Origin of the sequence: Streptomyces sp. NPDC021225, assembly GCF_044332865.1 — a bacterium.
Classification (GTDB): Bacteria; Actinomycetota; Actinomycetes; order Streptomycetales; family Streptomycetaceae; genus Streptomyces.
In genome coordinates this window covers 580329-604618 of the sequence record NZ_JBIRPV010000005.1, presented here as the reverse complement: position 1 = coordinate 604618, position 24290 = coordinate 580329, and the positions used below count along the sequence as shown (strand labels likewise).

Below are 24290 nucleotides of genomic sequence, written 5' to 3'. Positions count from 1 at the left end.
GGCGTAAACCTCTGCTTCCAGCCATGAAGCGGAATCACGCCGTGACTTTGTGCGTTCATGCCCCCACTGTCAGTGCACGTCGCTAGCGTGACCAGTAACAGAACGTCGACCGCGGCTGGCGCCAACTCCGCTCGAACGGACGTTGATCAGCGTTTAGCCGCGTTGAGGGGGTGGTTGGGATGGCAATGCCCAAGAAGAAGGACTCCGCGCCGCCGACCATGAGGTACTTCGCAGCTGTGCTGCGGATTCTGCGCGAGGCCGCGGGGTTGACGCAGGAGCAGCTGGGCGAGCTGATGAACTACACAGGGTCAGCAGTGAGCGCGGTGGAGACGTGTGCGAAGCCGCCGACGGATGAGTTCGTCGAAGCGGCCGAGAAAGCACTGGACGCGGGTGGGTTGCTGCGCTCGGCGATCGCGTTCTTGCGGTTGGAGCGGTATCCGGTGCACTTCCAGGGCTTCGTGCAGCTGGAGCAGGAGGCACTGAGTGTGTCGTCGTACTGCCCGCAGCTGATTGATGGGCTTCTGCAGACAACGCAGTACGCACGGGAGGTGCTGAGCTGTGGATTTCCTCCGTTTGCCGAGGAAGAGGTCGATCTGCTGGTTGCGGCCCGCATGGACCGCAAGGCGCTCCTCGACCGCAAACCAGCAGCAGTGGTCAACGTCATCCTCGAAGAGGCAGCGCTGCGCCGACTGATCGGTGGACCAGAGGTCATGGGCTCGCAGTACGACTACCTCATCGACTGCGCGGCGCGGCCCAACGTCGTCATCCAGGTCATGCCGATGAGCCGAGCCGGACACGCCGGGCTGCTGGGCCCGATGAAGCTGATCGACACCCCGGATGAGACACCGCTCGTCTATCTGGAAGGCCAGGGCAAGAGCATCCTGGTGTCAAAGGCGGACGAGGTAGGTGTTCTTACTCGCCGCTATGCCATGATCAGGTCCCAGGCCCTCGGGCCGGACGAATCCGTAAGCTTCATCGAGCAGTTGATGGGTGGGCGATGAGCAGACTCGTATGGTTCAAGAGCAGCTACAGCGACTCCAGCGGGGGTGACTGCGTCGAGGTGGCCACCACCCCCGCCACCGTCCACGTCCGCGACTCAAAGATCCCGGACGGGCCGAACCTCCACATACCCGCCGACGCCTGGTCGGACTTCCTCGCCTTCGCCACCCGCTAGGGGCCGCCGCCCCAGACCCCGGGGTCTGGGGCGGAGCCCCAGTTCGGGAACGGGCGGGGTGGGGGAGGAGCCCGCCGCAGGCGTCAAGACGAGCCACCACCCGCAGCCGTCGCCGACGGCAGTCGTCCCACCGCACACGCCCCGGACACCGTGTCCGCGAAGTGCAGCGTGCCACCGTGGCGGGCGGCGATCTCACGGGCGATGGCCAGGCCCAGCCCGGCTCCGCCGGACTTTCGCGTGCGGGCGTCCTCCAGGCGGCTGAAGCGCTTGAAGACCCGTTCCCGGCCCGCCACGGGGATGCCGGGGCCGTCGTCGCGGACCTCGAACACGACGGTGGCCCCGTCCCCGTGGTGCTCACTCCGCACCGTGACCTCCACCGAGGTGTGCGCGTAGCGGCAGGCGTTGCCGAGCAGGTTGCGCAGCAGCCGTTCGAGCTGGACGTCGCTGCCGCGGACCCAGGCGGGTGGGTCGTCGGCGGTGCAGCGGATGTCGAGGGGGCGGGCATGGGGCAGATGGCGGTGTTCCACGGCCAGGTCGTGGGCGAGGTCGGTGAGGTTCACCTTCGTGTCGGCGATGGGCGCGCCGCCGTCGAGTTGGGCCAGGAGCAGCAGGTCGTGGCTGAGGTTCTGGAGCCGCACGATGTCCCGGAGGGCGTCGCGTACGCGGCTCTCCCAGTCGACGCCTTCCGGGTGCGTCAGTGACGATTCGAGGGAGGCCCGCAGCCCGGCGAGCGGGCTGCGCAGCTCGTGGGAGGCGTCGGCGATGAACCGCTGCTGGAGTTCGGCCGACCGCTCCAGCCGGTCCAGGGTCGTGTTGATGGTGCGCGCGAGCCGGGCGATCTCGTCGGCCGAGGCCGAGGTCGAGACCGGCACTCGGCGGCCCAGCGACCGGGCCGTGATGTCCTCCAGTTCGCGGCGGATGGCCTCGACGGGGCGCAGCGCGCGGTGCGCGGCGATCCACGCGGTGGCGGCGAGGATCACGACGACGAGGGGCGCCCAGTACGCCAGGCGCCAGCCGAGGCTGGGCAGGTAGCCGAACGCGGATCCGCCGGTCTGGTACGACCACCAGAGTTCGCCGACGAAGAGGAGGGCCGTACCGGCGCCGACCACGAGCGCGAAGCGCAGACGCAGGGACAGCGTCCGTCGGACGGAGCGCGAGAACGCCCACACCGTGGCTCCGGCGAGCAGCATGATGGCCGGGGCCCCGACCTCAGGCTGCCGCAGCCGCTCCACGACAGCCGCGTACGGGAGAAACACGGCGCCCGCGATGAGCAGCCAGGCCGCGGTGAGCCCGACCCGGATGGTGTTCGACTTGCGCGCTTCAGGCGGCATGGCCGGTCATCCGGTAGCCGATGCCCCGGACCGTCTCGATCGACGCGCGGCCGAAAGGCGTGTCGATCTTTCGGCGCAGGGCGCTCACGTACACCTCGACGATGTTCAGATCGCCTTCGAAGTCCGCCGACCAGACCTGATCGACGATGTCTATCTTGGGCACGACTTCACCGGCCCGCCGGGCGAGGCATTCGAGCACCGCGAACTCCTTGGCGGTCAGCCTGAACTGGACATCGCCACGGCCGCTGGACCGGCCCGCCGGGTCGATCCACAGGTCGCCGATGCGCAGCACCGTGCGGGTCCGGGCGCCGCCGCGGCGGAGCAGGGCGCGCAGCCGGGCTTCGAGCACCACGTACGAGAAGGGCTTGGCGAGGAAGTCGTCGGCGCCGGTGTCCAGCGCCTCGGCCTCGTCGTACTCGCCGTTCTTGGCGGTCAGCATCAGGATGGGCGTCTCGATGTCCTCCGCCCGGAGCCTGGCGCAGACCCGGTATCCGTTCAGGCCGGGCAGCATGATGTCGAGCACGATCGCCTGGTACGGGTTCTGGCGCGCCATGTGCAGGCCGACCAGGCCGTCGTGGGCCACGTCCACCGCGTATCCGGCCGCTTCCAGGCCTCTCTTCAGGGCGACCGCGAGCCCTTCCTCGTCTTCCACCACCAGTAGCCGCATCGCCTAAGTATCCACAGCCGTTCCCCGACGTCCCTGAAGAGGTCTTCAGGATCCTTCAGCGTCGTCTCAGCGGCTCCGGGTGAGCATCGGGCCCGTTCCCCGCCTGCCCTCCGGCCCTTGAGGTGACCCGTGCCCACCGCCCCCCTGCTCATCCCCGATCCGGTCCACGGCGCCCCGGAAAGAGCGCCGCGCGGCCAACGGGTGGCTCTGGTGGTGGCCGTCGTGACGACGCTCGCCGCCGTCGTACAGCAGGTGCTGCACGCGGTGGGGGTCGTCGGTGGGCAGCCGTGGCCCTTCCTGCTGGTCGCCGCCCCGGCGTGGCTGCTCGCCGTGAGGGGCCTGCGAACGGTGCCCGACCCGCCGCCCGTGGCCGTCCAGGCCGTGGAACGGCTGCGGCGAATACCCGCGTGGGCGTGGGTCGCCGGGGTGCTGGCCATGGCCGCCGCCGCGTGGGCCGCGCTTCAGGACCACGAGCCGCTGATCGGCCACGAGGAGGCGGTGTACGGCAACAAGGCCCGCTCCTGGCTTGACGACGGCACCCCGGACGCGGGCTGGGGCACCTACCGCCCGGTGGGGCTTCCCGCCCTCGGCCGGATCGCCCTGGCCGTGCACGACGACGTGGGGGCGCTGCGGGTGGTCGCGCTGCTGCTGACCCTGTTCACGCTGACCACGACCTATCTGGTCGCGGCCCGGCTGACCACTCCCCGCCGGGCCGTGGTGGTGACGCTTCTGCTGCTCAGCGGGCTGGGCTTCCTGCGCCGCGTGCCGCTGTTCCTCAATGACATCGGCGCCACGGGCCTGCTCCTGATCGTGGTGTATCTGCTGGTCCGCGCGCAGGAGAAGCCCGGTTCACGGGCACTGCTCGCCGTGCCCCTCCCGGCGCTCGCGGCCTTCTATCTGCGGTACGGCGTGGTGGGCACCCTCGCGGCCGTCGTCGCCGCCGCCGTCCTGGCCTACGGGCCCCGGGCCTGGCTGGCGCAGGGCCGCCGGCTGGCCCTGTGCGCGGGTATCTTCCTCGCCGGGCTGATACCGCACTTCGTCTACGCCACCGAGGTCACCGGCGGCCCCCTCGGCCTGATCTTCTCCGCGACCGAGCACGCGGGCCGGGCGTATGTGGGCGACGGTCTCGTGTACTACCTGTCCATTTTCCCGTACCGGCTGGCCGGTGACCTCGGCGGCGTCGTCATGGCCGCGGGGCTGTGGGGGCTGGGCGCCGCGATCAGGCGCCGCCGCCGTGACGACCGCCGCCACGTGTTTCTGGGCATGACCGCGGTCCTCACCTTCGTCGTGCTGGGCGTGGCCACGGACGGCGAGCCCCGCTTCGTCTATCTGCCCGTCGTGCTGCTGACCGTGCTCGGTGTGCAGACCCTCGCCGAGGCCGCCGGGCGCTGGTCCGCGACCGTGCTCACCGCCGTCGCCGCGCTGGCCGCCGTCACCGTGCCCGCCACCGCGCAGTACGTGGCGCACGACGCGATGCCGGGCCCGACCGCCCAACGCGTGTCGACCCTCGCCGTGGCACGGCAGCTCGCCGGTGGTGACCGGCCCTGCCTGCTGGTCACCGGCTACGAGCCCGACCTCGGCTGGTACTCCGGCTGCGATGCGGTCACCTACGGACAGTACCGGCGGATGACGCCGCCCTCCGGGGTCGAGGTGAGCCTGGTCCTCTTCGAACGGGGCCGGTTGCAGCCCGGTCCCGCGTCCCTGCGCCGTCTCATCGACGGGCGTGCCACCACGACCCGGACGATCCCCACCGAAGGCTCCCTCGGCACGGCCACGGTCATCACGCTGGGCGCGAGGAGTTGAGCGCGGCGACCACGAACCACTGGGCCGGGAGGTCGATCCGCGTCCCGTCGGCGCGGTACTCGGTCTGCGGCAGGGTGGTGAGCCCGTGGTCCAGCACCGTCAGCCCCGCCTCGCGCAACAGCTCCGGCACCTCCACGGTCCGCGCGTCGGCGGGCCGCAGGCCGTGGTCGAACACCCGGCGGAGTTTGGGCGGCGGGCCGCCGGGGTCCTGTGCGGCCTCGCGCAGTACGGTCTTGGACTCCTCGGTCAGCTCGGCGACGAAGGCCCGCCCGTGCCGTCCCAGCAGGGTGGCCACCGCCTCCGCGACGGGCCGCCGGTCCGGAGGGTCGCTCTGGTGGATGACGGCGCGCATATAGACGTTGGTGTCGCCGAGCCGCTCGTGGAGTTCCCGTACGCGCGCCGCGTCGGTCAGGTTGAGCTGCTCGTACTCGGCCACCTTCTCCGTGTCGGCGCGCCGCGCGTGTTCGATGGCCGCCTGGGAGAGGTCGACGCCGATGGCGCGGGGGAAGTGGGAGGCCAGATAGCGGGTCTGGGTGCCGTTGCCGCAGCCGAGGTCGGCGATCGGCAGCCCGGTGTCCGCGTGCGGGGCGAGCAGTTCGAGGTGCGGGGCCGCGGACAGTGACGGGTCGGCGTCCCAGATGGCCTCCCCCGGCGCGTCCGAGGTGTTCTGCCAGTAGCTCTCCCACGCCTGCCTGTAGCGCTCCGACACGCTCATCCGCCGCTCCCCGGAGTAGAGGCCACCCATACGATCAAGGTGACTATCGCCGCTCACCAGCCGTGGACAAGAGCCGGGCGCGTTCCTTCACGCGATATTCGCGCCCCCGCGCGACCCGCGCGCCGCGCGCTCCGGGCGGGGAAGTGTCTGTTCGAACCAGACCGTCTTGCCGTCGGCCGACCGGCTGCCGCCCCACTCCCGCGCCAGCGCGTCGACCACCCGCAGCCCGCGCCCCGTCTCGTCGTTGCGGCCCGCGCTCAGCAGCACCGGCAGCTCGTGGTCGTCGTCGAAGACCTCCCACAGCAGCGCGTCCGTACGGACCAGGCGCAGCACGACATGGTGGGTGTGGGCGTGCCGGATCGCGTTGGTGACGACCTCGCTGACCAGCAGTTGCGCGGTCTCCACGGCCTCCGGGAGCCCCCATTGGAGCAGCCGCTCCCCCACCAGCCGCCGCGCCCGGCCCACTTCGCGCGGCTCCAGCGCGAGCCGCCACTGGGCCACGTCGGCGGCCGGGATGCCGTTGAGCCGGGCCATCAGCAGCGCCACGTCGTCCTTGCGGCCGCCGCGGGTGTTGAGGGCGCGGATGATGGTGTCGCAGGCGTCGTCCATGGACGCCGCCGGGTGTGCGGCGGACTCGCACAGCGCGGCGAGCCCGTCGCCTATGTCCTGGCCGCGCACCTCCACCAGGCCGTCCGTGCACAGCACCAGGCGGTCGCCGGGCGACACGCGTATCCGGGCGGTCTCGAAGGGCACCCCGCCGACCCCGATGGGCGCTCCGGTCGGCAGGTCGAGCAGCTCGCTGCGGCCGTCCTCGGCGCGCACCAGCACGGGCGGGATATGGCCCGCGTTGGAGATCAGCAGCTCGGAGCGGATGGGGTCGTAGACCGCGTAGAGGCAGGTGGCCAGGTAGTGCTCGCCGAGCCGCTGCGCCAGGTCGTCGAGGCCGCGCATGAGCTGCGCGGGCGGCAGGTCGAGGGCCGCCATGGTCTGTACGGCGATCCGTAACTGGCCCATCATCGCGGCCGAGTTCAGGCCGTGTCCCATGACGTCGCCGACGACGAGGGCGGTGCGCGAGCCGGACAGCTTGACGCAGTCGAACCAGTCGCCGCCGACCCGGCCGAGCCGGGTGCCGGGCAGATAGCGGGTGGCCGTGTCGCATCCGGCCATGCGCGGGGTGACCTGGGGCAGCATGCTGTCCTGGAGCGTCTCGGCGACGTTCTCCTGGTACGTGTACATGCGGGAGTTGTCGAGCACCAGGCCCGCGCGGGCGGCGAGTTCGGCGCCGGTCGTGCGGTCCATGTCGTGGAACCGCTCCCGCCCCGCGCGGCGCATCAGCACCATGAAGCCCAGCACCACATCGCGCGCCTTGAGCGGCACGATCAGCAGCGACCGCCCGTTGATCAGCGGCCGCAGGTCGCGCTTCTCGAACTCCCCGGAGATCCGGTCGCCCAGCGCGTCGTCGATGTACGGGATCAGCACGGGCTCGCCGGTGACCATGCACTGGAAGAACGGCGTGTGTTCGGGAAACGCGATGGCCTCCCCGACCGGCACGGTGTCGTCCCAGCGGCCCGGTTCGTCGTTGTGCTCGACCCACACCCGGTGCCAGATGGTGGTGACGTCGGGCGGGCCGTCGGGGAATCCCTCGCCGGCCAGCACCTGGGCGCGGAGATGGGTGCCGGCGAAGTCGGCGAAGCGGGGCACGGCGGCGCTGGTGACCTCGCGGATGGTGCGCGCGAGGTCGAGCGAGCTGCCGATGCGCCCGCTGACCTCGTTGAGGAATTCCAGGCGCTCGCGGACGGCGGCGTATTCGAGGTCGATGTCCTCAGGTGCGTACGGCACTCCGGGGGCGCTCGGCGCTCCCTGCGCGCCCCCTGCCCCGCCGCCGGTCCCGGCCCCGGCGGACGCGGCTCGCCGTGCGGCCTCCTGCCGGGCCTGCCGCTCCCGGTAGCGGGGCATGCCCCAGTCCGGGGTCACCGGCACCCGCTCGTTCCTGCTGATCTCCAGCACCGGATAGCCGAGTTCGAGGATCTGCGCGACGATCCGGCCGGCCCTGGCCGGGCCCATGTTGGGCAGGATGTCCGGCAGCCGCCCGGCGAGCCGGTCCGCGCCGGGGAACTCGGTGTGCAGCGCGAAGCCGGGCGAGAACCGCTCCCGCTCCCCGCCGGTCGCGCGCTCCGCCTCGGCCAGCCCCGAGGCGTCCGCCGCGAGCACCAGCAGCCGCTCCGGCCCCGACCCGACCAGCGGATACGCCCACCACAACACATCGACCTGGCCATGCGCCTGATCGGCCATCCGGGCCCGCCCGGCCGTGGGATACGGCGGCGCCCCGGCCGGCGCGGCGTCCAGATCGGGCCCGCGCCCGTGCTCGTGCCCGCCCTCCTCGTATCGCCATTCCTCGCCGCCCAGCGCGCCCGAGACCGGCATCAGATCGACGGCCCGGCAGCCCATGGCCTCCTCACGGCTGCGCCCGAAAAGCCGACGCGCACCCGAACTCCAGTGCGTCACCAGCCCGTCGACGTCGATGACCACCACCGCGAGCGGCATCCGCCCGGGCCCGCCGCTGCCGCCCCGCTGCGCCGGCACCCGGGGCACCCCGCCCAGCTCATCGTCGCCGTGCGACGTGCCACGGTCCATCGCCGGAAGACTCCTTAACCAGGCAAGATCTGCGCCACCGCTACCCACGGTACGACCGCCGCGGGCCGCCGCGCGCCCCAATACCCGAATAGGGGGTTGTCTCAGCCGCGTATGGTCACGCCGTGGCGCGTGCGCAGTCGGCGCAGCTCCCACAGGGAGATCGCGGTCACCGACAGGGGGCCGCCGAACAGGGCACAGAACTGGGCCCACAGCGGCCCGCCCGGCATGCCGCCCCCGGTCGCGTTCAGGACGGCGATGATCCACACCATCACCACGGTGATCACGGCGGGCAGCGCGGCGTGCACATAGGCGGTGTTGAAGGCGGAGCGGGCGATGTAGGCCGAGGCGAGGACGGCGAACGGCAGCAGCCACAGCAGGAACCAGAGCGCCGGGACGGCGGCCACGAACAGCCATACCCCGTGCAGGTCGTGCAGCACCGGGGTTTTCAAGATCACGTACGACAGGCCGGCGATGACGGCCACGGTCAGGACGTACAAGCCGACGGTCTTGAGCGGGACGCCGAGCCGCGAGCGCAGCAACCGCCGCCGCTCCGCGGGCGCGTAGCGGATGAAGAGGGCGATCACCACCGGTACGACGATGATGAGCAGGACGGGGGTCAGGATGAGCTGGCCGGCGCTTTCGCTTGCCTGGTCCTCCAGGTCGCCGTCCTCCCCGTACAGGTAGTAGAGCGCGACCGTCGCGAGGACGCCGAGCGCCGTGCGGGCGATCTGGACGCGGTCGACCACGGGGTCGTGCACGCGCCCGCCGCCGTCCTGGTCGAACAGTCGCCGCGCGGGCCGTTGCGAGAGGCGGAACAGGGGGATGAGGAAGGAGAGGAAGGGCACCCGCCGGTACCAGCGCCGGCCCGTGGGCGCCGGCCGGTAGGGCCCGGGCGGCGGGGGCGGCGGACCATAGGGGTTCGGCGGCGGCGGTCCGTACGGATCGGGCGTCGGCGGCGGCGCGTACGGATCGGGTGCCGGGGGCTGTGGTCCCCAGCGGTTGTTTCCCTGCCCGGGGCCGTTCGGCGGACCCCATCCCCCCGTTGCCATGCCAACTCCTCCTCGCCCATGTCTTCGACGACGCGTTCTCGCCGATGGCCGGGAAGTCTAGGGCACGGAGGCGAACTTGCCAGGTGCCCCGGAGGGCTCAGTCCTCGTGGCCGAGTTGCAGGTCACGCTCGGTGCGGCCGCCGCCCGCGACCTGGAGGACCGTCGCGACCGGCGGATAGCCGGCCGCGATCACCGTGTACTCGCCCGCCGAGAGGTCGACGAAGCGGAAGGCGCCGTCCACCGTGGTGGTCGCCGTGTCAACGACGTTTCCGGCCGCGTCGAGCAGCGTGACGCGCGCGTCCTCGACGAGCCGTCCGCCGCCCGCCCGCACCACGCCGCGCAGCACCGCGCCGCCCGCCAGCTCGATGTCCTGCCGGGTCTCCCGGGCGGCCTGGACGGTGACCGGCAGCGCGGCCGGGCGGAAGGCGGGGGCGCTGGAGGCGAGGGTGTACTCGCCCGCCACCAACTCCGTGATCACATAGCCCCCGTCGAGCCCGCTGCGAGTGGTGGCGACGACCTCGCCGCGCACATCGGTAAGGGTGACGGTGGCGTCCCGCACGGGAGCGCCGTCCGCGGTGCACACCATCCCGGCCAGCCGCCCGGCCCCGCCGAGCACCACGTCCAGGTCGACCGGGCGCTCGCCGACCGTGACGCTGACCGCCCGCGGCTGATGGCCGCCCGCCGAGGCGATCAGGACGTACGAGCCCGCGCCCGGCGTGCTCAGCGCGTACCGGCCGTCCTCGCCGGTGGCCCCGCGCCCGATCTGGCGCCCCGCGATGTCGATGAGGGTGAGCGCGGCGCGCGGGACCGTGGTGCCGTCGTGGTGCTGGACGGTGCCGCAAACCGGAATGCCCGCGATGGTGGGGGCCGGGGCGGTCCGGGGCACGGTCCGCGCGGCGGGGACGACGGGGTCTTGCTGGACGGCGAAGTCGGTGGTGGACACCAGAGGTTTCTCCTTCAGGAGGAAGGCGAGCAGGAAGCCCAGGACGAGCACCGGCACGAGATAGAGGAAGATCCGCGGCATGGCGTCGGCGTACGCCGCGATATAGCCGTCGCGCAGCGCGCCGGGCAGCGAGTGCACCAGTTCCGGGGTGACCGACTGGGGGTCGGAGATCCCGGTGCCGGAGGCCCCCGGATCGGGGCCGGCGGCGGGGAGTTCGACCGCGAGCCGGTCGGCGAGGCGATGGGCGAACAGGGTGCCGAAGACGGCCGCGCCGACGCTGCCGCCCATCTGCCGGAAGTAGTTGTTGGCGCTGGTGGCGGAGCCGATGTCGGCAGGGCGTACGGAGTTCTGGACGGCGAGCACCAGCACCGGCAGGACCAGCCCGAGGCCGAGCCCGAAGACCCCCATCCACAGGCTGTAGTCCAGGCGGGAGGTGCCCACCTCCATCCGGGAGAGCAGCCACATGCCGATGGCAGCCAGCGCGCTGCCGAAGAGGGGGTAGATCCGGTACCGGCCGGTCATGCTGATGAGCTGGCCGGAGGCGATGGAGGCCACGACCGTCCCGGCCATCATGGGGAGCATCAGCAGCCCCGACTCGGTGGCGCTGACGCCGTCGACCATCTGGAGAAAGGTGGGCAGATAGCTGGCGGCCCCGAAGAGGCCCAGGCCGATGACCGCGCCGATGAGCCCGGTGACGCAGAAGACCGAGTCGCGGAACAGCCGCAGCGGCATGATCGGTTCGGGCGCCACGGCCTCGACGACGGCGAAGAGGATCGCGCTGCCCAGCGCCCCGAGCGCGAGCCCGAGGATGACGCGGGACTTCCACGGGTACTCGGTGCCGCCCCAACTCGTCAGCAAGACCAGGCAGGTCGAGGCCACGCCCAGGAGCAGCGCGCCCAGATAGTCGAAGCGGCCCCGCCGGGCGACCCTGGGGAGCTTGAGGGCGACGGTCACGACGGCCATGGTGGCCAGGCCGAAGGGCACGTTGATGTAGAAGCACCAGCGCCAGGACAGATGGTCGGTGAGATAGCCGCCGAGCAGCGGCCCGGCGACCGACGCGAGGCCGAACGAGGCGCCGATGAGCCCCATGTAGCGGCCGCGTTCGCGGGGCGGAACGATGTCCGCCATGATCGCCTGAATGCCGATCATCAGGCCCCCGGCGCCCACGCCCTGGACCGCCCGGAAGGCGATCAGCTCGTCCATGGTGCGCGACCAGCCCGCCAGGGCGGAGCCGGCCACGAAGACGGCGATGGCGAAGAGGAAGACGCTCTTGCGCCCCATGAGATCGCCCAGCTTGCCGTAGACCGGGAGCACGATGGTCGAGGTGAGGAGGTAGGCGGTGACGGTCCAGGACATCTTGTCCAGGCCGTGCAGTTCACCGACCACCTTCGGCAGGGCGGTGGCCACGATGGTCTGGTCGAGGGCGGCCAGCAGGAGGGTGAGCACCAGCCCGAAGAAGATCATCCGGACTCGGGCCGGGCTGAGCGGGATGGGAGCGCCGCCCGGCGCCCCGGGGTCCGGCGCCTGCGCCTCCCAGGCGGCCTCCGGCGCCGTCTCCGGCTCCGCCGGAGGCGCTGTCGGTGGTGCTGCCTGTGATGCCGTCTGCTGTGCTTGTTGCTGCTGCGCTTGTTGCGCGGCCTCGTGCGCCGTCCGGGCCCATGCGGGCACGGGAGCGGTGGCGCGTCCCGGCTCGTCCCCCTTGGCCAGGGGGGTCCAGGTGATCCCGCCCACGTCCATCTCCCCTTCGTCGCGCCTGCACCGCCGCCCTTTTCTCGCATTACGCGACAACTGTGAGCAAGCGCGACGAATCGCCGATGACGGGTGGGGAGAGGGACGTTCAGAGGCTTTCGCCCCGGTGGGAGGGTGTACGGCGGCGAGGCACGCCGCAAGGAAAACCACCCGATCCGGTGAATCCTCCGGTTGCCTCGCGACCGGCTACTTCTCGACCTCGGCCGCGAGCTTGGCGAGCACCGCGTCGTAGATCCGGGCCAGCCCCTTGGGCGCGAACATCCGCTCGAAGAAGCCGCCGATGCCGCCCGCACCCTGCCAGGTCGAGGTGACGACCACCCGCGCCTTGCCCTCACCCGCCGGGGTCACGACCCAGGTGGTGACCATCGAGGAGTTGCGGTCCTTCTCGATCAGCTCCCCGTCGGTCGGCTCGGTCACCTCCAGCAGACAGTCGCGCACGCGCTTGCTGGTGGCCTGGAGCTTCCAGTGGACCAGCGTGCCCTCACCGTCGCCGCCCTCGCGTACCTCGTACTCGCTGAACTGCTCCGGCAGCAGCCGGCCGCGCACACCGCTGTAGTCGGCGAGCGCGTCGAACACGTCCTCGGGGCTGCCCGTGACGATCCGTTCGGTGGTGGCCTCGACTTGGCCCATTGCTCTCCTCCACTCGTGGAACGGCGCCCCGTCATGCGGCGCTCTCGACTGCGGCAAGCCAACCATTTTTGCTGGGACTTTGCCTAATTGGAGGCCGCCACCGGTAAGGCCTCGGCGGCCGGATCAGCGCACCGCGCGGACACCGTCGAGGGCCACGCCGAGGACGCGGTCGCGCTGGGCGTCGTCGAGGAAGTTCGTCGCGGTGATACCGGCCACCATGCGCAGCAGGTCGTCGAAGCCGATATCGGTGCGGACCTGGCCGGCCTGGAGCGCCCGTTCGAAGAGCGGGCCGCCCGCCCGGTACATCGACTCGCGGCAGGCGGCGAAGATGTCCGACTCGCCGTCCATGGCCTCGCGGATCGCCCGCTTGTTTTGGAGAGGCCACCCATGCCCCGCAACTCCGCTCGCCTCACCTTCGCGGTCCTCGCGACAGGCGCCGGCGTGTTCTCCATGCTCCAGTCGCTGATCGCCCCGGCCCTGCCGACCGTGCAGCACGCCCTGCACACCTCGCAGTCGACCGCGACCTGGGTGATGACCGCGTATCTGCTCTCCGCCTCGATCTTCACCCCGATCCTCGGCCGCGTCGGCGATCTGATCGGCAAGAAGCGCACCCTGGTCGCGGTGCTCGTCACGCTGACCCTCGGCTGTCTGCTCGCGGCACTCGCGCCCACGATCGGCGTCCTCATCGTCGCCCGGGTGATCCAGGGCATCGGCGGCGCGCTCTTCCCGCTCTCCTTCGGCATCATCCGCGACGAGTTCGCCGCCGAGGAGGTGAGCCCCAGCATCAGCAACCTCTCGGCGGTCATCGCCGCGGGCGGCGGCGTCGGGATGGTCGCCGCCGGACCCATCGTCTCCGCGCTGGACTACCGCTGGCTGTTCTGGCTGCCCGTCGGGATCGTCGCCGCCACCGCGCTGATCGCCCTGCGCTTCATCCCCGAATCCCCCACCCGCGCCTCCGGACGCGTCAACTGGCTCGGCGCCGTGCTGCTCTCGGGCTGGCTGGTCGCGCTGCTGCTGCCGCTCAGCCAGGCGGCCGTCTGGGGCTGGGGCTCGGCCCGGGTGATCACGCTCTTCGTGGCCGCCGCGCTGCTGTTCGCCCTGTGGCTGATCGCCGAGGCCCGCTCCGCCAACCCGCTGATCGACCTGCGCGTCATGCGACTGCCCGCCGTATGGACCACCAACGCCGCGGCGCTGCTGTTCGGCGCGGGCATGTACGCGATCTGGTCCTTCCTCCCCGGCTTCGCGCAGACCCCGTCCGCCGCGGGCTACGGCTTCGGCGCCTCCGTCACCGGGGCCGGGCTGCTGATGCTCCCCATGCTGATCGCCATGTTCGGCGCGGGCGTGCTCAGCGGCCGCCTCGAGCCGCGCCTCGGCGCGAAGCGGCTGCTGGTGGCGGGCGCCGCGCTCGGCGCCGTCGCCTGCGGCTTCCTCACGCTGTGGCACGACCGGCAGTGGCAGGTGGCGTTCGTCGCCGGGATCTTCGGCCTCGGCATCGGCCTGGCCTTCGCCTCGATGGCCAACCTCATCGTGGGCAGCGTCCCCGCCGAGCAGACCGGCGCCGCGACCGGCATGAACGCCAACATCCGCACCATCGGCGGCTCCATCGGCGCCTCCGTCACCAGCGTGCTGGTCACCAGCCGCCTCCAGCCCTCCGGCCTGCCGTACGAATCCGGCTACACCCACGGCTTCGCCCTGCTGACCCTGCTCTGCCTCGCCGCCGCCCTCGCGGCCCTGCTCGTCCCGGCGGGCCGCGCCCGCCGCACGGCCGGCTCGCTCCGCGCCGCCGGCGGCCCGGCGGTCGCCGAGCCCCGGGCCTCGGCGCCGAGCGCCCGGGGCTGACCGGGACTGACCGGGACTGACCGGGACTGACCGGAGCACCTCCGGGGGGCTGACCCATGAATGAAACATGTGTTCTAATTCTGGGACGAGCGAGACCCCCGGAGGTGCGAGCCATGCGCTGGGACAACCTGACCGACGGCGACGGGGCGGCCGCGCCCGCCCTCTTCGCGGCAGACGCGGTGACGACCCGCACCTTCGACACCCCCGAATTCCGCGGGATCACCTTCCACGAGATCCGCGCCCGCTCGATCGTCAACCGGGTGCCCGGCGCCTCCCGGATGCCGTTCGAATGGACGGTCAACCCGTACCGCGGCTGCTCCCACGCCTGCGTCTACTGCTTCGCGCGCAAGACGCACAGCTATCTCGACCTCGACACCGGCCTCGACTTCGACACCCAGATCGTGGTGAAGATCAACGCCGCCGAGCTGCTCCGCCGCGAGCTGGCCTCCCGCCGCTGGCGCGGCGAGCACATCGCCATGGGCACCAACGTCGACTGCTACCAGCGGGCCGAGGGCCGCTACCGGCTGATGCCCGGCATCCTCACCGCCCTGACCGAGCGCGCCAACCCCTTCTCCATCCTCACCAAGGGCACCCTGATCCTGCGCGACCTGGAGCTGCTGCGGCGGGCGTCCCGCGTCACCGATGTCGGCGTCTCCGTCTCGGTCGGCTTCACCGACCCCGGGCTGTGGCGCACCGTCGAGCCGGGCACGCCCTCACCCGAGCGGCGCCTGGAGGCGGTGCGCACCCTGACCGACCACGGCATCCCGTGCGGGGTGCTGATGGCCCCGGTGATCCCCTACCTCGGTGACTCCCCCGAGCAGCTGCGCGCGACCGTACGGGCCATCGCGGCGGCCGGGGCCACGTCCGTGACGCCGCTCGTGCTGCATCTGCGGCCCGGCGCCCGCGAGTGGTTCACGGCCTGGCTGGCCCGCCACCACCCGCGGCTGCTGCCCCGCTACGACGCGCTGTACGGCGGCGGGGCGTATGCGCCGCGGTGGTATCAGCGGCGGATCACCGGGATGGTCCACGAGTTCGCCGACGAGTACGGCATCGGCCCGTACCGCGCGGGCGCGCACCGCGGCGTCACCGCCCCGCGGGCCACGGATGCCGCCCCCGCCACCGAGGCGCCCGACCAGCTGACGCTGCTCTAAGGGTGCCCGGCGCACCGTGACGCCTGCGGCGGGCTCCTTCCCCTCCCCGCCCCTTCCCGAAACTGGGGCGCTGCCCCAGACCCCGAGTCCAGGGGCGAAGCCCCCCCCACGCGGCGGAGCCGCACAACGGCAGGGGGCGGGGAGGGGAAGGAGCCCGGCGATGCGCGCGGGGTCCTCCGGCGGACGGGGCTCGCGGCCCGGCCGGCGCGGCCGCGCGCCGCCGCAGGCCCGGCGCGTGGGGCTTGGCGCGATAGCGGGCGAACCAGCCGTCCTCCGGGATGGGACCGGTTCCGGCGGACGGCCCGCCGCCGTCCCCGCCGCCGTCATGCGCTCGCGGCCGCCCGGCTCACCGCGGCCGCCAGCCGGTCGCGGGCCTCGGTCTGGGCGGCGATGCGGGCGTCAAGGACGGCGAGCCGCTCGCGGGCGATCCTCAGCCCCTCGGCGGCGGGCCGCACGCTCGTCACATCGCCGTCCAGGCACGGCAGGAAGCAGCGGATGTCGTCCAGCGTGAGGCCCACCGCGAGCAGTTCGCGGATGTTGCGCACGCGGACGACGGCCCGCTCGTCGTAGTCGCGGTAGCCGTTGGGCTCGCGCGCGGACGTGATCAGCCCCGCCTGCTCGTAGTGGCGCAGCGCGCGCGGCGTCGCGCCCGTGGCCTCCGCCAGCTCCCCGATCCGCACCGGTCCCACCTCCGGTGCCCGTTCTACCAGCCGTCCACCGCCCGCGCTCAGCCGACCACGGCCCCGCCGTCCACCGGCAGGACCACGCCCGTCACGAACGCCGCCTCGGGCGACGCCAGTTGGGTGATCGCCCACGCCACCTCCTCCGGACGCCCGATCCGCCCCAGCGGGGTGTGGGCCAGCTGCCAGGCCCGTACCTTCGCGCGCTGCTCGGGCGTCAGCCCCTGGTGCTCCCCGATGGGGGTCTCGATCGCGCCGGGCGCGACGGCCACCACCCGCACCCCGCGCGGCGCCAGCTCCACCGCCCAGCTGCGGGTCAGCGTGTCCAGGGCCGACTTTGTCGCCGCGTAGACGGAGTTGCCCGCCCAGCCGCGCTGGCCGATGGAGGTGCTGACGTTCACCACCACACCACCGCCGTTCTCCTCCAGCGGGCCCAGGGCCGCCCGCGTCAGCAGCACGGGCGCGAGGAGGTTGGTGGCCAGGAGCGGGGCGGACAGCTCGCGGGTGCTGTCGCCCAGCGGCGCGGCGCGCACGATCGCGGCGTTGTTGACCAGCACGTCCAGCCGGCCGTGCGCCTCGACGGCGTGCCGCACGATGTCCTCGGCGGCGCCCTCCGCGGTGATGTCCGCCGGGAAGGGCTCGATCATGGGGTGCCCCGCCGCCGTCTCGTCCAGCGGCCCGGGCCGCCGCCCGACCGCCACCACCCGCGCCCCCAGCCCGGCCAGCGCCCGGGCGGTCGCCCGGCCGATCCCGGTGCCCGCGCCGGTGACGAGGGCGACCCTGCCGTCGAAGGGGGCGGTGGGCTCTTCGGTGTTCATGTCGTTGCTGTGGTCCATGGGCGGGATCCTGCGAGCCTGCCGCCAATGGCAGGGTCAAGCGGCCTACGGTGGGCGCATGGACGGCGTACATGTGAGGGAGATGACGGAAGCGGACATCGACGCCGTGGCGGCGGTGCGGGTGCGCGGCTGGCAGGCCGCGTACCGGGGGCTGATACCGCAGGCGCACCTGGACGGCTTGAGCGTGGAGAAGGACGCGCGGCGGCGGCGGGAGTTCTTCTCCAGAGGGGTGGGGGACGTGGTCAACCTCGTGGCCGACGGCCCGGTCGGCGAGGTGGTCGGCTGGGCGTGCTTCGGCCCGTACCGGGACCGCGATCTGCCCTCGGGGGACGCGGAGTTGTACGCGATCTATGTGCGCCACGACCTGTTCGGCGGCGGCATCGGGCGCGCCCTGCTGACGGAGTCCGTCAGCCGCGCCGCCGAGCGGGGCTTTCCACGGCTGCGGCTGTGGGTGCTGGAGGGCAACGCCCGCGCCCGGCGCTTCTACGAGCGCGCCGGCTTCGCGCCCGACGGCGGTCAGGAGGACTACGAGGTGGACGGCGTCCCCGTCCCCGAAGTCCGCTACGCCCGCCCCCTCGCCCCCATAGCGGCCTGACCCCATCTCGCCCCGCGCGCGCACGGGCGCGCGCGAGGCGGGGCGGGGGGCGGTCAACGCACCCGTGCGCGGCCCGGCTTGTCCGGGGCCGGGCGGCGGGGCCCGAGAGGGGCGCCTCCGCCGCTGATGCGGGCCAGCGCCGCCGCGGCGGCCGCGCTGAGGCGGGGGTGGCGGGCCGCGGACGTCAGGGCCGGGACAGCGCGTTCGTCCCCGATCGCCCCGAGGCCCTCGACGCAGGCGCGCGCGATCGGCCAATGCCGGTCCCGGGCCGCCAGTTGGCGTTCCAGGGCGGCGACGAGGGCCGGGACGGACTCGGGGGCGCGCAGCTCGACGAGCAGCCGGATGGGGTGGAGCGAGTAGGCGGTGCGCAGCGGGTTCGTGGCCAGGGCGGCCGCCGCGCGGGCGGTGCGCGGGTCGGCCAGGCGGGCCAGGACGCGGGCGGCGGTCGCGCAGCGGGCCTGTTCGCGGTAGTTGAGAAGGAGGACGAGGGTCTCGAAGGCCCGCCGGTCCCCCGCGCTGCCGAGCACGAACGCGGCGGTCTCCCGCGCCCACAGCGGCTGCTCGGGCGCGACAAGGATGCGGGCGAGCTGCTCGCGCGCGGCGGGGGTGCCCTGCCGTACGAGCGCGAGCAGCGAGGCGTGGGCCCTGGCCTCCTCCGGGGACGAGAGCGAGGCCCGCACCCGGTCGGTCAGTACGCGGAATTCTTCGTCCATGTGATGGTCTCCCCTCCCCGGTGACCGGCGCCCCGGCGCGCGGGTCACAAAATGTGCTCTGGCGTCTTGGTTACCCGCCAGTTAAACTGGCGACACGAGCAGCACCCCTGCTCTGGCGGCCTGGTGACGCAGCCGCCGTGTGAAGTCGTGAAGTCGGTTCGGCAGTTTGGTACGGCGTGGCCCCGGGACAGGGCCGGCCGTGTGTCTCCCCCACGGGCAGTCTCCTCCGTGCGGCGCCGTCCGTCAGGGAGCGTGCAAGCCCTTCCACAGGAGTTTCGTGTCAGCCCTCCGCGCATGACCGAAAGCTCCTCTCAGTCGTCTCAGTCGTCACTTCATCCCCATATCCGGGGAACACCCTCTGGAGTCCGCGATGGACCGTCTTCCGACCACCGACGCCAGTCCCACGTCCGACCCCGCGCCGAGCCCTGAAACGCCCACCCCTGATATCTCCCCCTCCCGGGCCCCGCTCACTACTGTCGCCGTCATCGGGCTCGGCACCATGGGCACCGGCATCGCCGAACTGCTGGCCAGGGCGGGCCGCGGGGTTCGCGAGGTCATCGGCGTCGACGTCAGCGAGAGCGCCGCGCGCCGGGCCGTCGCCGCGCTGGAGACCGCCACCGCCCGCGCCGTGCGCCGCGAGCGGATGACCGAGCGGGAGCGGGAGGAGTCGCTGGCCCGCTTCCGCGTCTCCACCGATCTGCGGGCCGCGGCCGACGCGGATCTGGTGATCGAGGTCGTGCCCGAGAGCTACGACATCAAGCTGGAGGTCTTCACCGCCCTGGACGCCGTCGTCCGGCCCGAGACCATCCTCGCCACCGGCACCAACGCGCTGTCCGTGACCCGGCTGGCCGCCGACTCCGCCCGCCCCGAGCGCGTCCTGGGCCTGCACTTCTTCCATCCCGCGCCCGCCATGAGGCTGGTCGAGATCGTCTCCAGCGTGCTGACCTCGCCCGCGGCCGTCGCCGCGGTCACGGCGCTGGCCCGCGACCTGGGCAAGGAGCCGGTCGCGCTCGGCGACCGGCCGGGGTTCGTCGCCGACGGGCTGCTGTTCGGCTATCTCAACCAGGCCGCCGCGATGTACGAGGCGAAGTACGCGGCGCGCGAGGACATCGACGCCGCGATGCGGCTGGGCTGCGGGCTGCCGATGGGCCCGCTGGCGCTGCTCGACCTGGTCGGCGTCGACACGGCCCGTACCGTCCTGGAGGCGATGTACGCGGCCTCCGGCGACCGGCTGCACGCGCCTGCGCCCATCCTGGGCCAGCTCGCCGAGGCCGGGCTGACCGGCCGCAAGGCGGGCCGCGGCTTCTATACGTACGAGGCGCCGGGCAGCGGCACCGTGGTCCCGGACGCGCTGACCCCGGACCCCGCCGACCGGGCCCCGGTCGCCGCGCGCCCGGTGCGCGTGGTGGGGGTCGCGGGGTCGGGCACCATGGCGAGCGGGATCGCCGAGGTCTTCGCCAAAGCGGGCCACGAGGTCGTGCTGGCCGCCCGCACCCCGGAGAAGGCGGAGGCGGCCAAGGCCAGGATCGCCCGGTCGCTGGGGCGGTCGGTGACCAAGGGCCGACTGACCGAGCAGGCCCGCGGCGAGACGCTGGCCCGGATCTCCCCGGCCGGGTCGCTGGACGCCTTCGCGGACGTGGACTTCGCCGTCGAGGCGGTCGTCGAGGACCTGGCCGTCAAGCAGCAGCTCTTCGCGGCGCTCGACAAGGTCTGCAAGCCGGGCACGGTGCTGGCCACGACCACCTCCTCGCTGCCGGTCATCGCCTGCGCCCGCGCGACCTCGCGCCCGCAGGACGTGATCGGCCTGCACTTCTTCAACCCGGCGCCCGCGATGAAGCTGGTCGAGGTGGTGCGCACGGTCCTGACGGCGGACGAGGTGCGGGCCACGGCGCACGCGGTCTGCCAGGCCGTGCGCAAGCACCCGGTGGACTGCGGCGACCGGGCCGGCTTCATCGTCAACGCGCTGCTGTTCCCGTACCTCAACAACGCGGTGAAAATGGTGCAGGAGCACTACGCCTCGCCGGACGCCATCGACGCCGCGATGAAGCTCGGCGGCGGCTATCCCATGGGCCCCTTCGAGCTGCTGGACGTCGTGGGCCTTGATGTGTCCCTGGCCATCGAGAGGATGCTGCACCGCGAGTTCCGCGAGCCCGGTCTGGCACCCGCGCCGCTGCTGGAACACCTGGTCGCGGCGGGGTGCCTGGGGCGGAAGACGGGGCGCGGCTTCCGGGAATATGCGAAGGCCTGAGGAGCCGGGCGGGGCGGACAGTGCCCCGCTTCCGTCCGCGCCCTCCGAGCCCGCTGCACCAGGGGTCCGGGGGGCATCGCCCCGGAAAATGCAGTACGTTCCCCACATGTCCCAGCCTCTGAAGGCCGCTCGTACGCCACGTACGAACCGAACGAACTCGTCCGGCGCGGGAGGCAACGGCACCCGCCGGGCCACCGCCCAGCGCTTGGCCATGCGCCGCAAACTGGCGGCCGCGGCCATGGAGTTGTTCGCCACGCAGGGCTACGAGGCGACGACGGTCGATGAGATCGCGGCGAGAGCGGGGGTCGCCCGCCGCACCTTCTTCCGCCATTTCCGCTCCAAGGAAGAGGCGATCTTCCCCGACCACGACGACACATTGGTGCGGGCCGCGGACGTGCTGGACGCGGCGCCGCCGCACGAGCACCCGCTGGACACGGTGTGCCGGGGGATCAAGGAGGTCATGCGGATGTACGCCGCCTCCCCCGCGGTCTCCGTGGAGCGCTACCACCTGACCCGCGAGGTGCCCGCCCTGCGCGAGCGCGAGATCGCCTCGGTGGCCCGCTACGAGCGGCTGTTCACCCGCTATCTGCTGGGCCACTTCGACGAGGGCGCGCACCACGACGGCGACGACGACCCGCTGCTCGCGGAGGTCGCCGCGTCCGCCGTGGTCACGGCGCACAACCACGTCCTGCGGCGCTGGCTGCGCGCGGGCGGCGTGGGCGATGTGGAGGCCCAGCTGGACCACGCCTTCGACATCGTCCGCCAGGCCTTCGGCACGGGCATCGGCGCCGGGCGCCCCCTCCCCGGCCGCCCGGCGGCCACGGTGTCCGCCAAGAGCGGGGAGGAGGACGTGGTGGTGATGGTGGCCCGTACGGATGCCCCGCTGGACGAGGTGATGCGGACGATCGAGCGAGCGCTGAAGCGCTAGCGCCCCCACGGCGGGTGGCTCTCCCCTCCCCGCCCCTTCCCGAATCCGTGGCTACGCCCCGGACCCCACCGGGGGCGCGCCGACGGGGGGACGCCCCCAACCCGCTGGCCCGCGAGGCAGCGGGCGAGCCCAGCCCCACCAGGGCCGAAACGCAACGCGCAGGTCCCTGGGGGCGAAGCCCCGCCAGGACCTGCGCAACGTCCCAGGCCCCCGGGACTAGCGAGCGTCCCCGCCGGGCCCGGGGACGAAGCCCCACGGGAGCCGGGGCGTAGCTCCGCCGGGCCCGGGTGCACCCCCCGGATCCGGGGCAGAGCCCCGCCGGGACCCGAGGGCAGAACCCCGCCAGGGCCCGGGGCACACCCCCGCCGGGACCCGAGGGCAGAACCCCGCCAGGGCCCGGGGCACACCCCCGCCGGGACCCGGGGGCAAAACCCCGCCAGGGCCCGGGGCACACCCCCGCCGGGACCCGGGGGCAAAACCCCGCCAGGGCCCGGGGCACACCCCCGCCGGGACCGGGGCGCCTCACCCGGGGGCGAAGCCCCACCGGGACCCGGGGCTCCGCCCGGGGGCGCAGCCCCACCGGGGGCCGGGGCGGAGCCACGGTTTCGGGAAGGGGCGGGGTGGGGGAAAGAGACGCGCTAGTCCGCCCGCGTGAAGCGCGCCGCGAAGCCGCCGTTTTTCGGGACGGCGACCGACAGCCGGGACGCGGCCGTGACCTCGCGGGTCTCGGTCGCGATCTGGCCGTCCGCGCCGTCCGTGTACAGCTCCGCGCGCCACTTGCCCGCGCCCAGGAAGCTCAGGGGCTCGTCCAGCGTGCGTGCCTCGCCCGAGGTGATCGCGCCCAGGTACCAGTCGTCGCCGGACTGGCGGGCGAGGACCGCGCGGTCCCCGGGGGCGCCGTCGACCAGCTTGGTCTCGTCCCAGACCGTGGGTACGGTCCGCAGGAACTTCCGGGCGAGCGGCCGGCTGTCGTACGACTCGACGCTGTCGGCGAAGTGCTGCACCCCCGACTCGTACACCACGGACAGCGCCAGCTCCGCCGCGTCGCTCGTGGGCCGCACCCCGGTGAAGGTGACGGGCGTGAAGTCCATGGACCCGATGAGGTTCCGGGTGAAGGGCAGCGTGGTGTAGTGCGCGGCGGGGAAGGGCTCGCGGCCGGGTTTGGGGCGGGTGCCCTCGGCGCCCTTGACCGCCTCGGTGCTCATCAGCTGGGGCCAGGTGCGCTCCTGGCCGCGTGGGATGGTCGCGCCGTGGAAGTTCAGCATGAAGTGGTACTTCGCGCTGTCCTTGAAGACCGCGTCGTACCACCGCATCCGGTCCTGTCCGTCCGACTCCAGGAAGTCGATCTTCAGTCCGACCACGCCCCAGGACTTCCACAGCGGCATCAGCCGGTCCCGCTCGCTCTGCGCGTCGATGGTCTGCCAGCGCGCCCAGAGCCAGACGCCGACGCCCTTCTCCTTGGCGTAGGCGGTCAGTTCGGGCATCCAGTCGTTGCTCCAGCCGGAGTCGACGAGCACGTACTCCCAGCCCTCGCGGGCCGCGAAGTCGACGAACTTCTTCTGGGCGGCGAGGCTGGTGGGGCTCTGTCCGTCGGACCACCAGGACCACGCGGCCTTGCCCGGCTTGATCCAGGAGGTGTCGGCGACCTTGGAGGGCGCGGCGAGGTCGGTGGGCAGGTCGCTCTCGGTGACGGTGGCCAGATCGCCGATGACCAGGGTGCGCCAGGGGGTGGTGAGGCCGGGGGAGCTGACCTCGGCGGGGTCGGGGAGGGTCAGCTTGAAGCGGTCGGTGTCGGCGTCGAGGGTGAGGCGGGAGCCGCCGTAGGAGCTGTTGAGGTCGGCCTCCTCGACGAGCAGCCAGCTGTCGCCGACACGGAAGAGCGACGGGTAGCCGTAGTCGCCCGCCTCGGCGTCGGCGACGGTGGTCCGGTCGTGGGCGGACTCGTAGTCCTGGCGGCCGTTGTCGTAGGGCAGCAGGAAGGATTCGGCGGTGGGCGGGACCGCGAACTCGGTGGTCTCGCCGAGCACGGTGACGGTGTCCGCGCCGCCCTCGCCGGGCAGTACGTAGCGGTAGGCCAGCCCGTCGGCGGAGACCCGGAAGACGACCTTCAGCATCCGCCCCTGCTTGCGGAAGGTGAAGGTGGACTCGGAGGCATCGGAGGTGTGGCGGGTGCGGCGCCCGGTGGTGGTCGTGTACGTCTCATGGATCCGCTTGTCGCTGCGCCCTTCGTAGCGCAGCCCGGTGCTGAGGTCGGCGTCGGCGGTGCGGATGCCGAGCGCGGAGGGGCGCAGCACGGTGGTGCGGCCGTCCTGGGCGGACAGGGTCAGCCGGCCCTCGCGGGTGAGCGTGAGCTGCCCGCTGACCTGGCCCTGCCCGGTCAGCCGCCAGCTGTGGCCGTCCGCCTTCGCATCGGCCTGCGCCCGTAGGGGGACGAGGACGGCCGCGGCGCAGGCGACCGCCGCCGCGGCTCTGATGACCCTGGATCGTATGACGCGCATCGTTCCCTCCCGGGGAGTCGGCTCTTGGAGCGCGGCCCGATACATCTGACCTATCCGGTGTCTTGACGCATCATTAGCCCGTTCCTACGCTCCCGTCTAGCCAAATC

19 protein-coding genes and 1 pseudogene are annotated in these 24290 nt (G+C 72.8%); 8 read left to right on the top strand and 12 right to left on the bottom strand.

Features of this window, described 5'->3' with window-relative positions; all coding sequences use genetic code 11:
• Positions 1 to 179 precede the first annotated feature (179 nt).
• On the top strand, positions 180 to 1001 hold the full coding sequence (locus tag ACH4S9_RS24805) for a helix-turn-helix domain-containing protein (protein ID WP_398373872.1): 822 nt from the start codon (positions 180 to 182) through the stop codon (positions 999 to 1001).
• Positions 998 to 1174 (top strand): DUF397 domain-containing protein, encoded by a 177-nt coding sequence (locus ACH4S9_RS24800; protein WP_398373871.1) that lies wholly within the window; start codon positions 998 to 1000, stop codon positions 1172 to 1174. The genes ACH4S9_RS24805 and ACH4S9_RS24800 overlap by 4 nt, the downstream gene beginning before the upstream one ends.
• 83 nt (positions 1175 to 1257) lie before the next feature.
• Here the strand turns inward: ACH4S9_RS24800 and ACH4S9_RS24795 are convergent, their stop codons facing one another.
• Positions 1258 to 2505: a sensor histidine kinase gene (locus ACH4S9_RS24795; protein WP_398373870.1), complete on the bottom strand. Its 1248-nt coding sequence runs from the start codon at positions 2503 to 2505 to the stop codon at positions 1258 to 1260.
• On the bottom strand, positions 2495 to 3172 hold the full coding sequence (locus ACH4S9_RS24790) for a response regulator transcription factor (protein ID WP_358844361.1): 678 nt from the start codon (positions 3170 to 3172) through the stop codon (positions 2495 to 2497). Before ACH4S9_RS24790 ends, ACH4S9_RS24795 begins: the two co-directional genes overlap by 11 nt.
• Positions 3173 to 3301: 129 nt before the next feature.
• Between ACH4S9_RS24790 and ACH4S9_RS24785 the strand changes: the two genes are divergently transcribed.
• On the top strand, positions 3302 to 4975 hold the full coding sequence (locus ACH4S9_RS24785; protein WP_398373869.1) for a glycosyltransferase: 1674 nt from the start codon (positions 3302 to 3304) through the stop codon (positions 4973 to 4975).
• On the opposite strand, the gene ACH4S9_RS24780 is transcribed toward ACH4S9_RS24785, so the two are convergent.
• From ACH4S9_RS24780 to ACH4S9_RS24755, 6 genes and pseudogenes are all read right to left on the bottom strand, one after another.
• Positions 4953 to 5690 carry a class I SAM-dependent methyltransferase gene (locus ACH4S9_RS24780; RefSeq protein ID WP_385350140.1) on the bottom strand — a complete coding sequence of 246 codons (738 nt, stop codon included), beginning with the start codon at positions 5688 to 5690 and terminating at the stop codon, positions 4953 to 4955. The two genes, ACH4S9_RS24785 and ACH4S9_RS24780, sit on opposite strands and share 23 nt — an antisense overlap.
• 87 nt (positions 5691 to 5777) lie before the next feature.
• Entirely contained in the window at positions 5778 to 8324 is a 2547-nt protein-coding gene (locus ACH4S9_RS24775; RefSeq protein WP_398373868.1) for a SpoIIE family protein phosphatase, read from the bottom strand.
• A gap of 101 nt (positions 8325 to 8425) precedes the next feature.
• The gene (locus ACH4S9_RS24770) at positions 8426 to 9373 is read right to left on the bottom strand and encodes a hypothetical protein (protein WP_385350115.1); all 948 of its coding nucleotides are present in this window, start codon (positions 9371 to 9373) and stop codon (positions 8426 to 8428) included.
• 97 nt (positions 9374 to 9470) lie between these two features.
• A complete protein-coding gene (locus ACH4S9_RS24765) occupies positions 9471 to 12053 on the bottom strand; it encodes an MFS transporter (RefSeq protein ID WP_398373867.1) in 2583 nt (860 codons plus the stop codon).
• Between the two features lie 198 nt (positions 12054 to 12251).
• On the bottom strand, positions 12252 to 12695 hold the full coding sequence (locus ACH4S9_RS24760; RefSeq protein ID WP_311728312.1) for an SRPBCC family protein: 444 nt from the start codon (positions 12693 to 12695) through the stop codon (positions 12252 to 12254).
• Positions 12696 to 12818: 123 nt separating this feature from the next.
• Positions 12819 to 13064: pseudogene (locus tag ACH4S9_RS24755) on the bottom strand (TetR family transcriptional regulator); the annotation flags it as partial.
• Between the two features lie 18 nt (positions 13065 to 13082).
• Here ACH4S9_RS24755 and ACH4S9_RS24750 point away from each other — a divergent pair.
• The gene (locus tag ACH4S9_RS24750; RefSeq protein WP_398373866.1) at positions 13083 to 14534 is read left to right on the top strand and encodes an MFS transporter; all 1452 of its coding nucleotides are present in this window, start codon (positions 13083 to 13085) and stop codon (positions 14532 to 14534) included.
• A 113-nt stretch (positions 14535 to 14647) separates the two neighbouring features.
• The gene (locus ACH4S9_RS24745; RefSeq protein WP_361189062.1) at positions 14648 to 15685 is read left to right on the top strand and encodes an Rv2578c family radical SAM protein; all 1038 of its coding nucleotides are present in this window, start codon (positions 14648 to 14650) and stop codon (positions 15683 to 15685) included.
• A gap of 323 nt (positions 15686 to 16008) precedes the next feature.
• Here ACH4S9_RS24745 and ACH4S9_RS24740 read toward each other — a convergent pair whose 3' ends face one another.
• Positions 16009 to 16365: a MerR family transcriptional regulator gene (locus ACH4S9_RS24740; protein WP_311730815.1), complete on the bottom strand. Its 357-nt coding sequence runs from the start codon at positions 16363 to 16365 to the stop codon at positions 16009 to 16011.
• A 47-nt stretch (positions 16366 to 16412) separates the two neighbouring features.
• Positions 16413 to 17201: an SDR family oxidoreductase gene (locus tag ACH4S9_RS24735; protein WP_311730816.1), complete on the bottom strand. Its 789-nt coding sequence runs from the start codon at positions 17199 to 17201 to the stop codon at positions 16413 to 16415.
• A gap of 58 nt (positions 17202 to 17259) precedes the next feature.
• Between ACH4S9_RS24735 and ACH4S9_RS24730 the strand changes: the two genes are divergently transcribed.
• Positions 17260 to 17796, top strand: a complete 537-nt coding sequence (locus ACH4S9_RS24730) for a GNAT family N-acetyltransferase (RefSeq protein WP_398373865.1) — start codon at positions 17260 to 17262, stop codon at positions 17794 to 17796.
• A 53-nt stretch (positions 17797 to 17849) separates the two neighbouring features.
• Here the strand turns inward: ACH4S9_RS24730 and ACH4S9_RS24725 are convergent, their stop codons facing one another.
• Positions 17850 to 18509: a HEAT repeat domain-containing protein gene (locus tag ACH4S9_RS24725; RefSeq protein ID WP_311730818.1), complete on the bottom strand. Its 660-nt coding sequence runs from the start codon at positions 18507 to 18509 to the stop codon at positions 17850 to 17852.
• A gap of 370 nt (positions 18510 to 18879) precedes the next feature.
• Here ACH4S9_RS24725 and ACH4S9_RS24720 point away from each other — a divergent pair, with 370 nt between their 5' ends.
• Positions 18880 to 20757 (top strand): 3-hydroxyacyl-CoA dehydrogenase family protein, encoded by a 1878-nt coding sequence (locus ACH4S9_RS24720; protein WP_398373864.1) that lies wholly within the window; start codon positions 18880 to 18882, stop codon positions 20755 to 20757.
• Positions 20758 to 20845: 88 nt separating this feature from the next.
• The gene (locus ACH4S9_RS24715; protein WP_311730820.1) at positions 20846 to 21685 is read left to right on the top strand and encodes a TetR family transcriptional regulator; all 840 of its coding nucleotides are present in this window, start codon (positions 20846 to 20848) and stop codon (positions 21683 to 21685) included.
• Between the two features lie 638 nt (positions 21686 to 22323).
• On the opposite strand, the gene ACH4S9_RS24710 is transcribed toward ACH4S9_RS24715, so the two are convergent.
• Positions 22324 to 24183 carry a glycoside hydrolase family 97 catalytic domain-containing protein gene (locus tag ACH4S9_RS24710; RefSeq protein ID WP_385350092.1) on the bottom strand — a complete coding sequence of 620 codons (1860 nt, stop codon included), beginning with the start codon at positions 24181 to 24183 and terminating at the stop codon, positions 22324 to 22326.
• Positions 24184 to 24290: the final 107 nt, after the last annotated feature.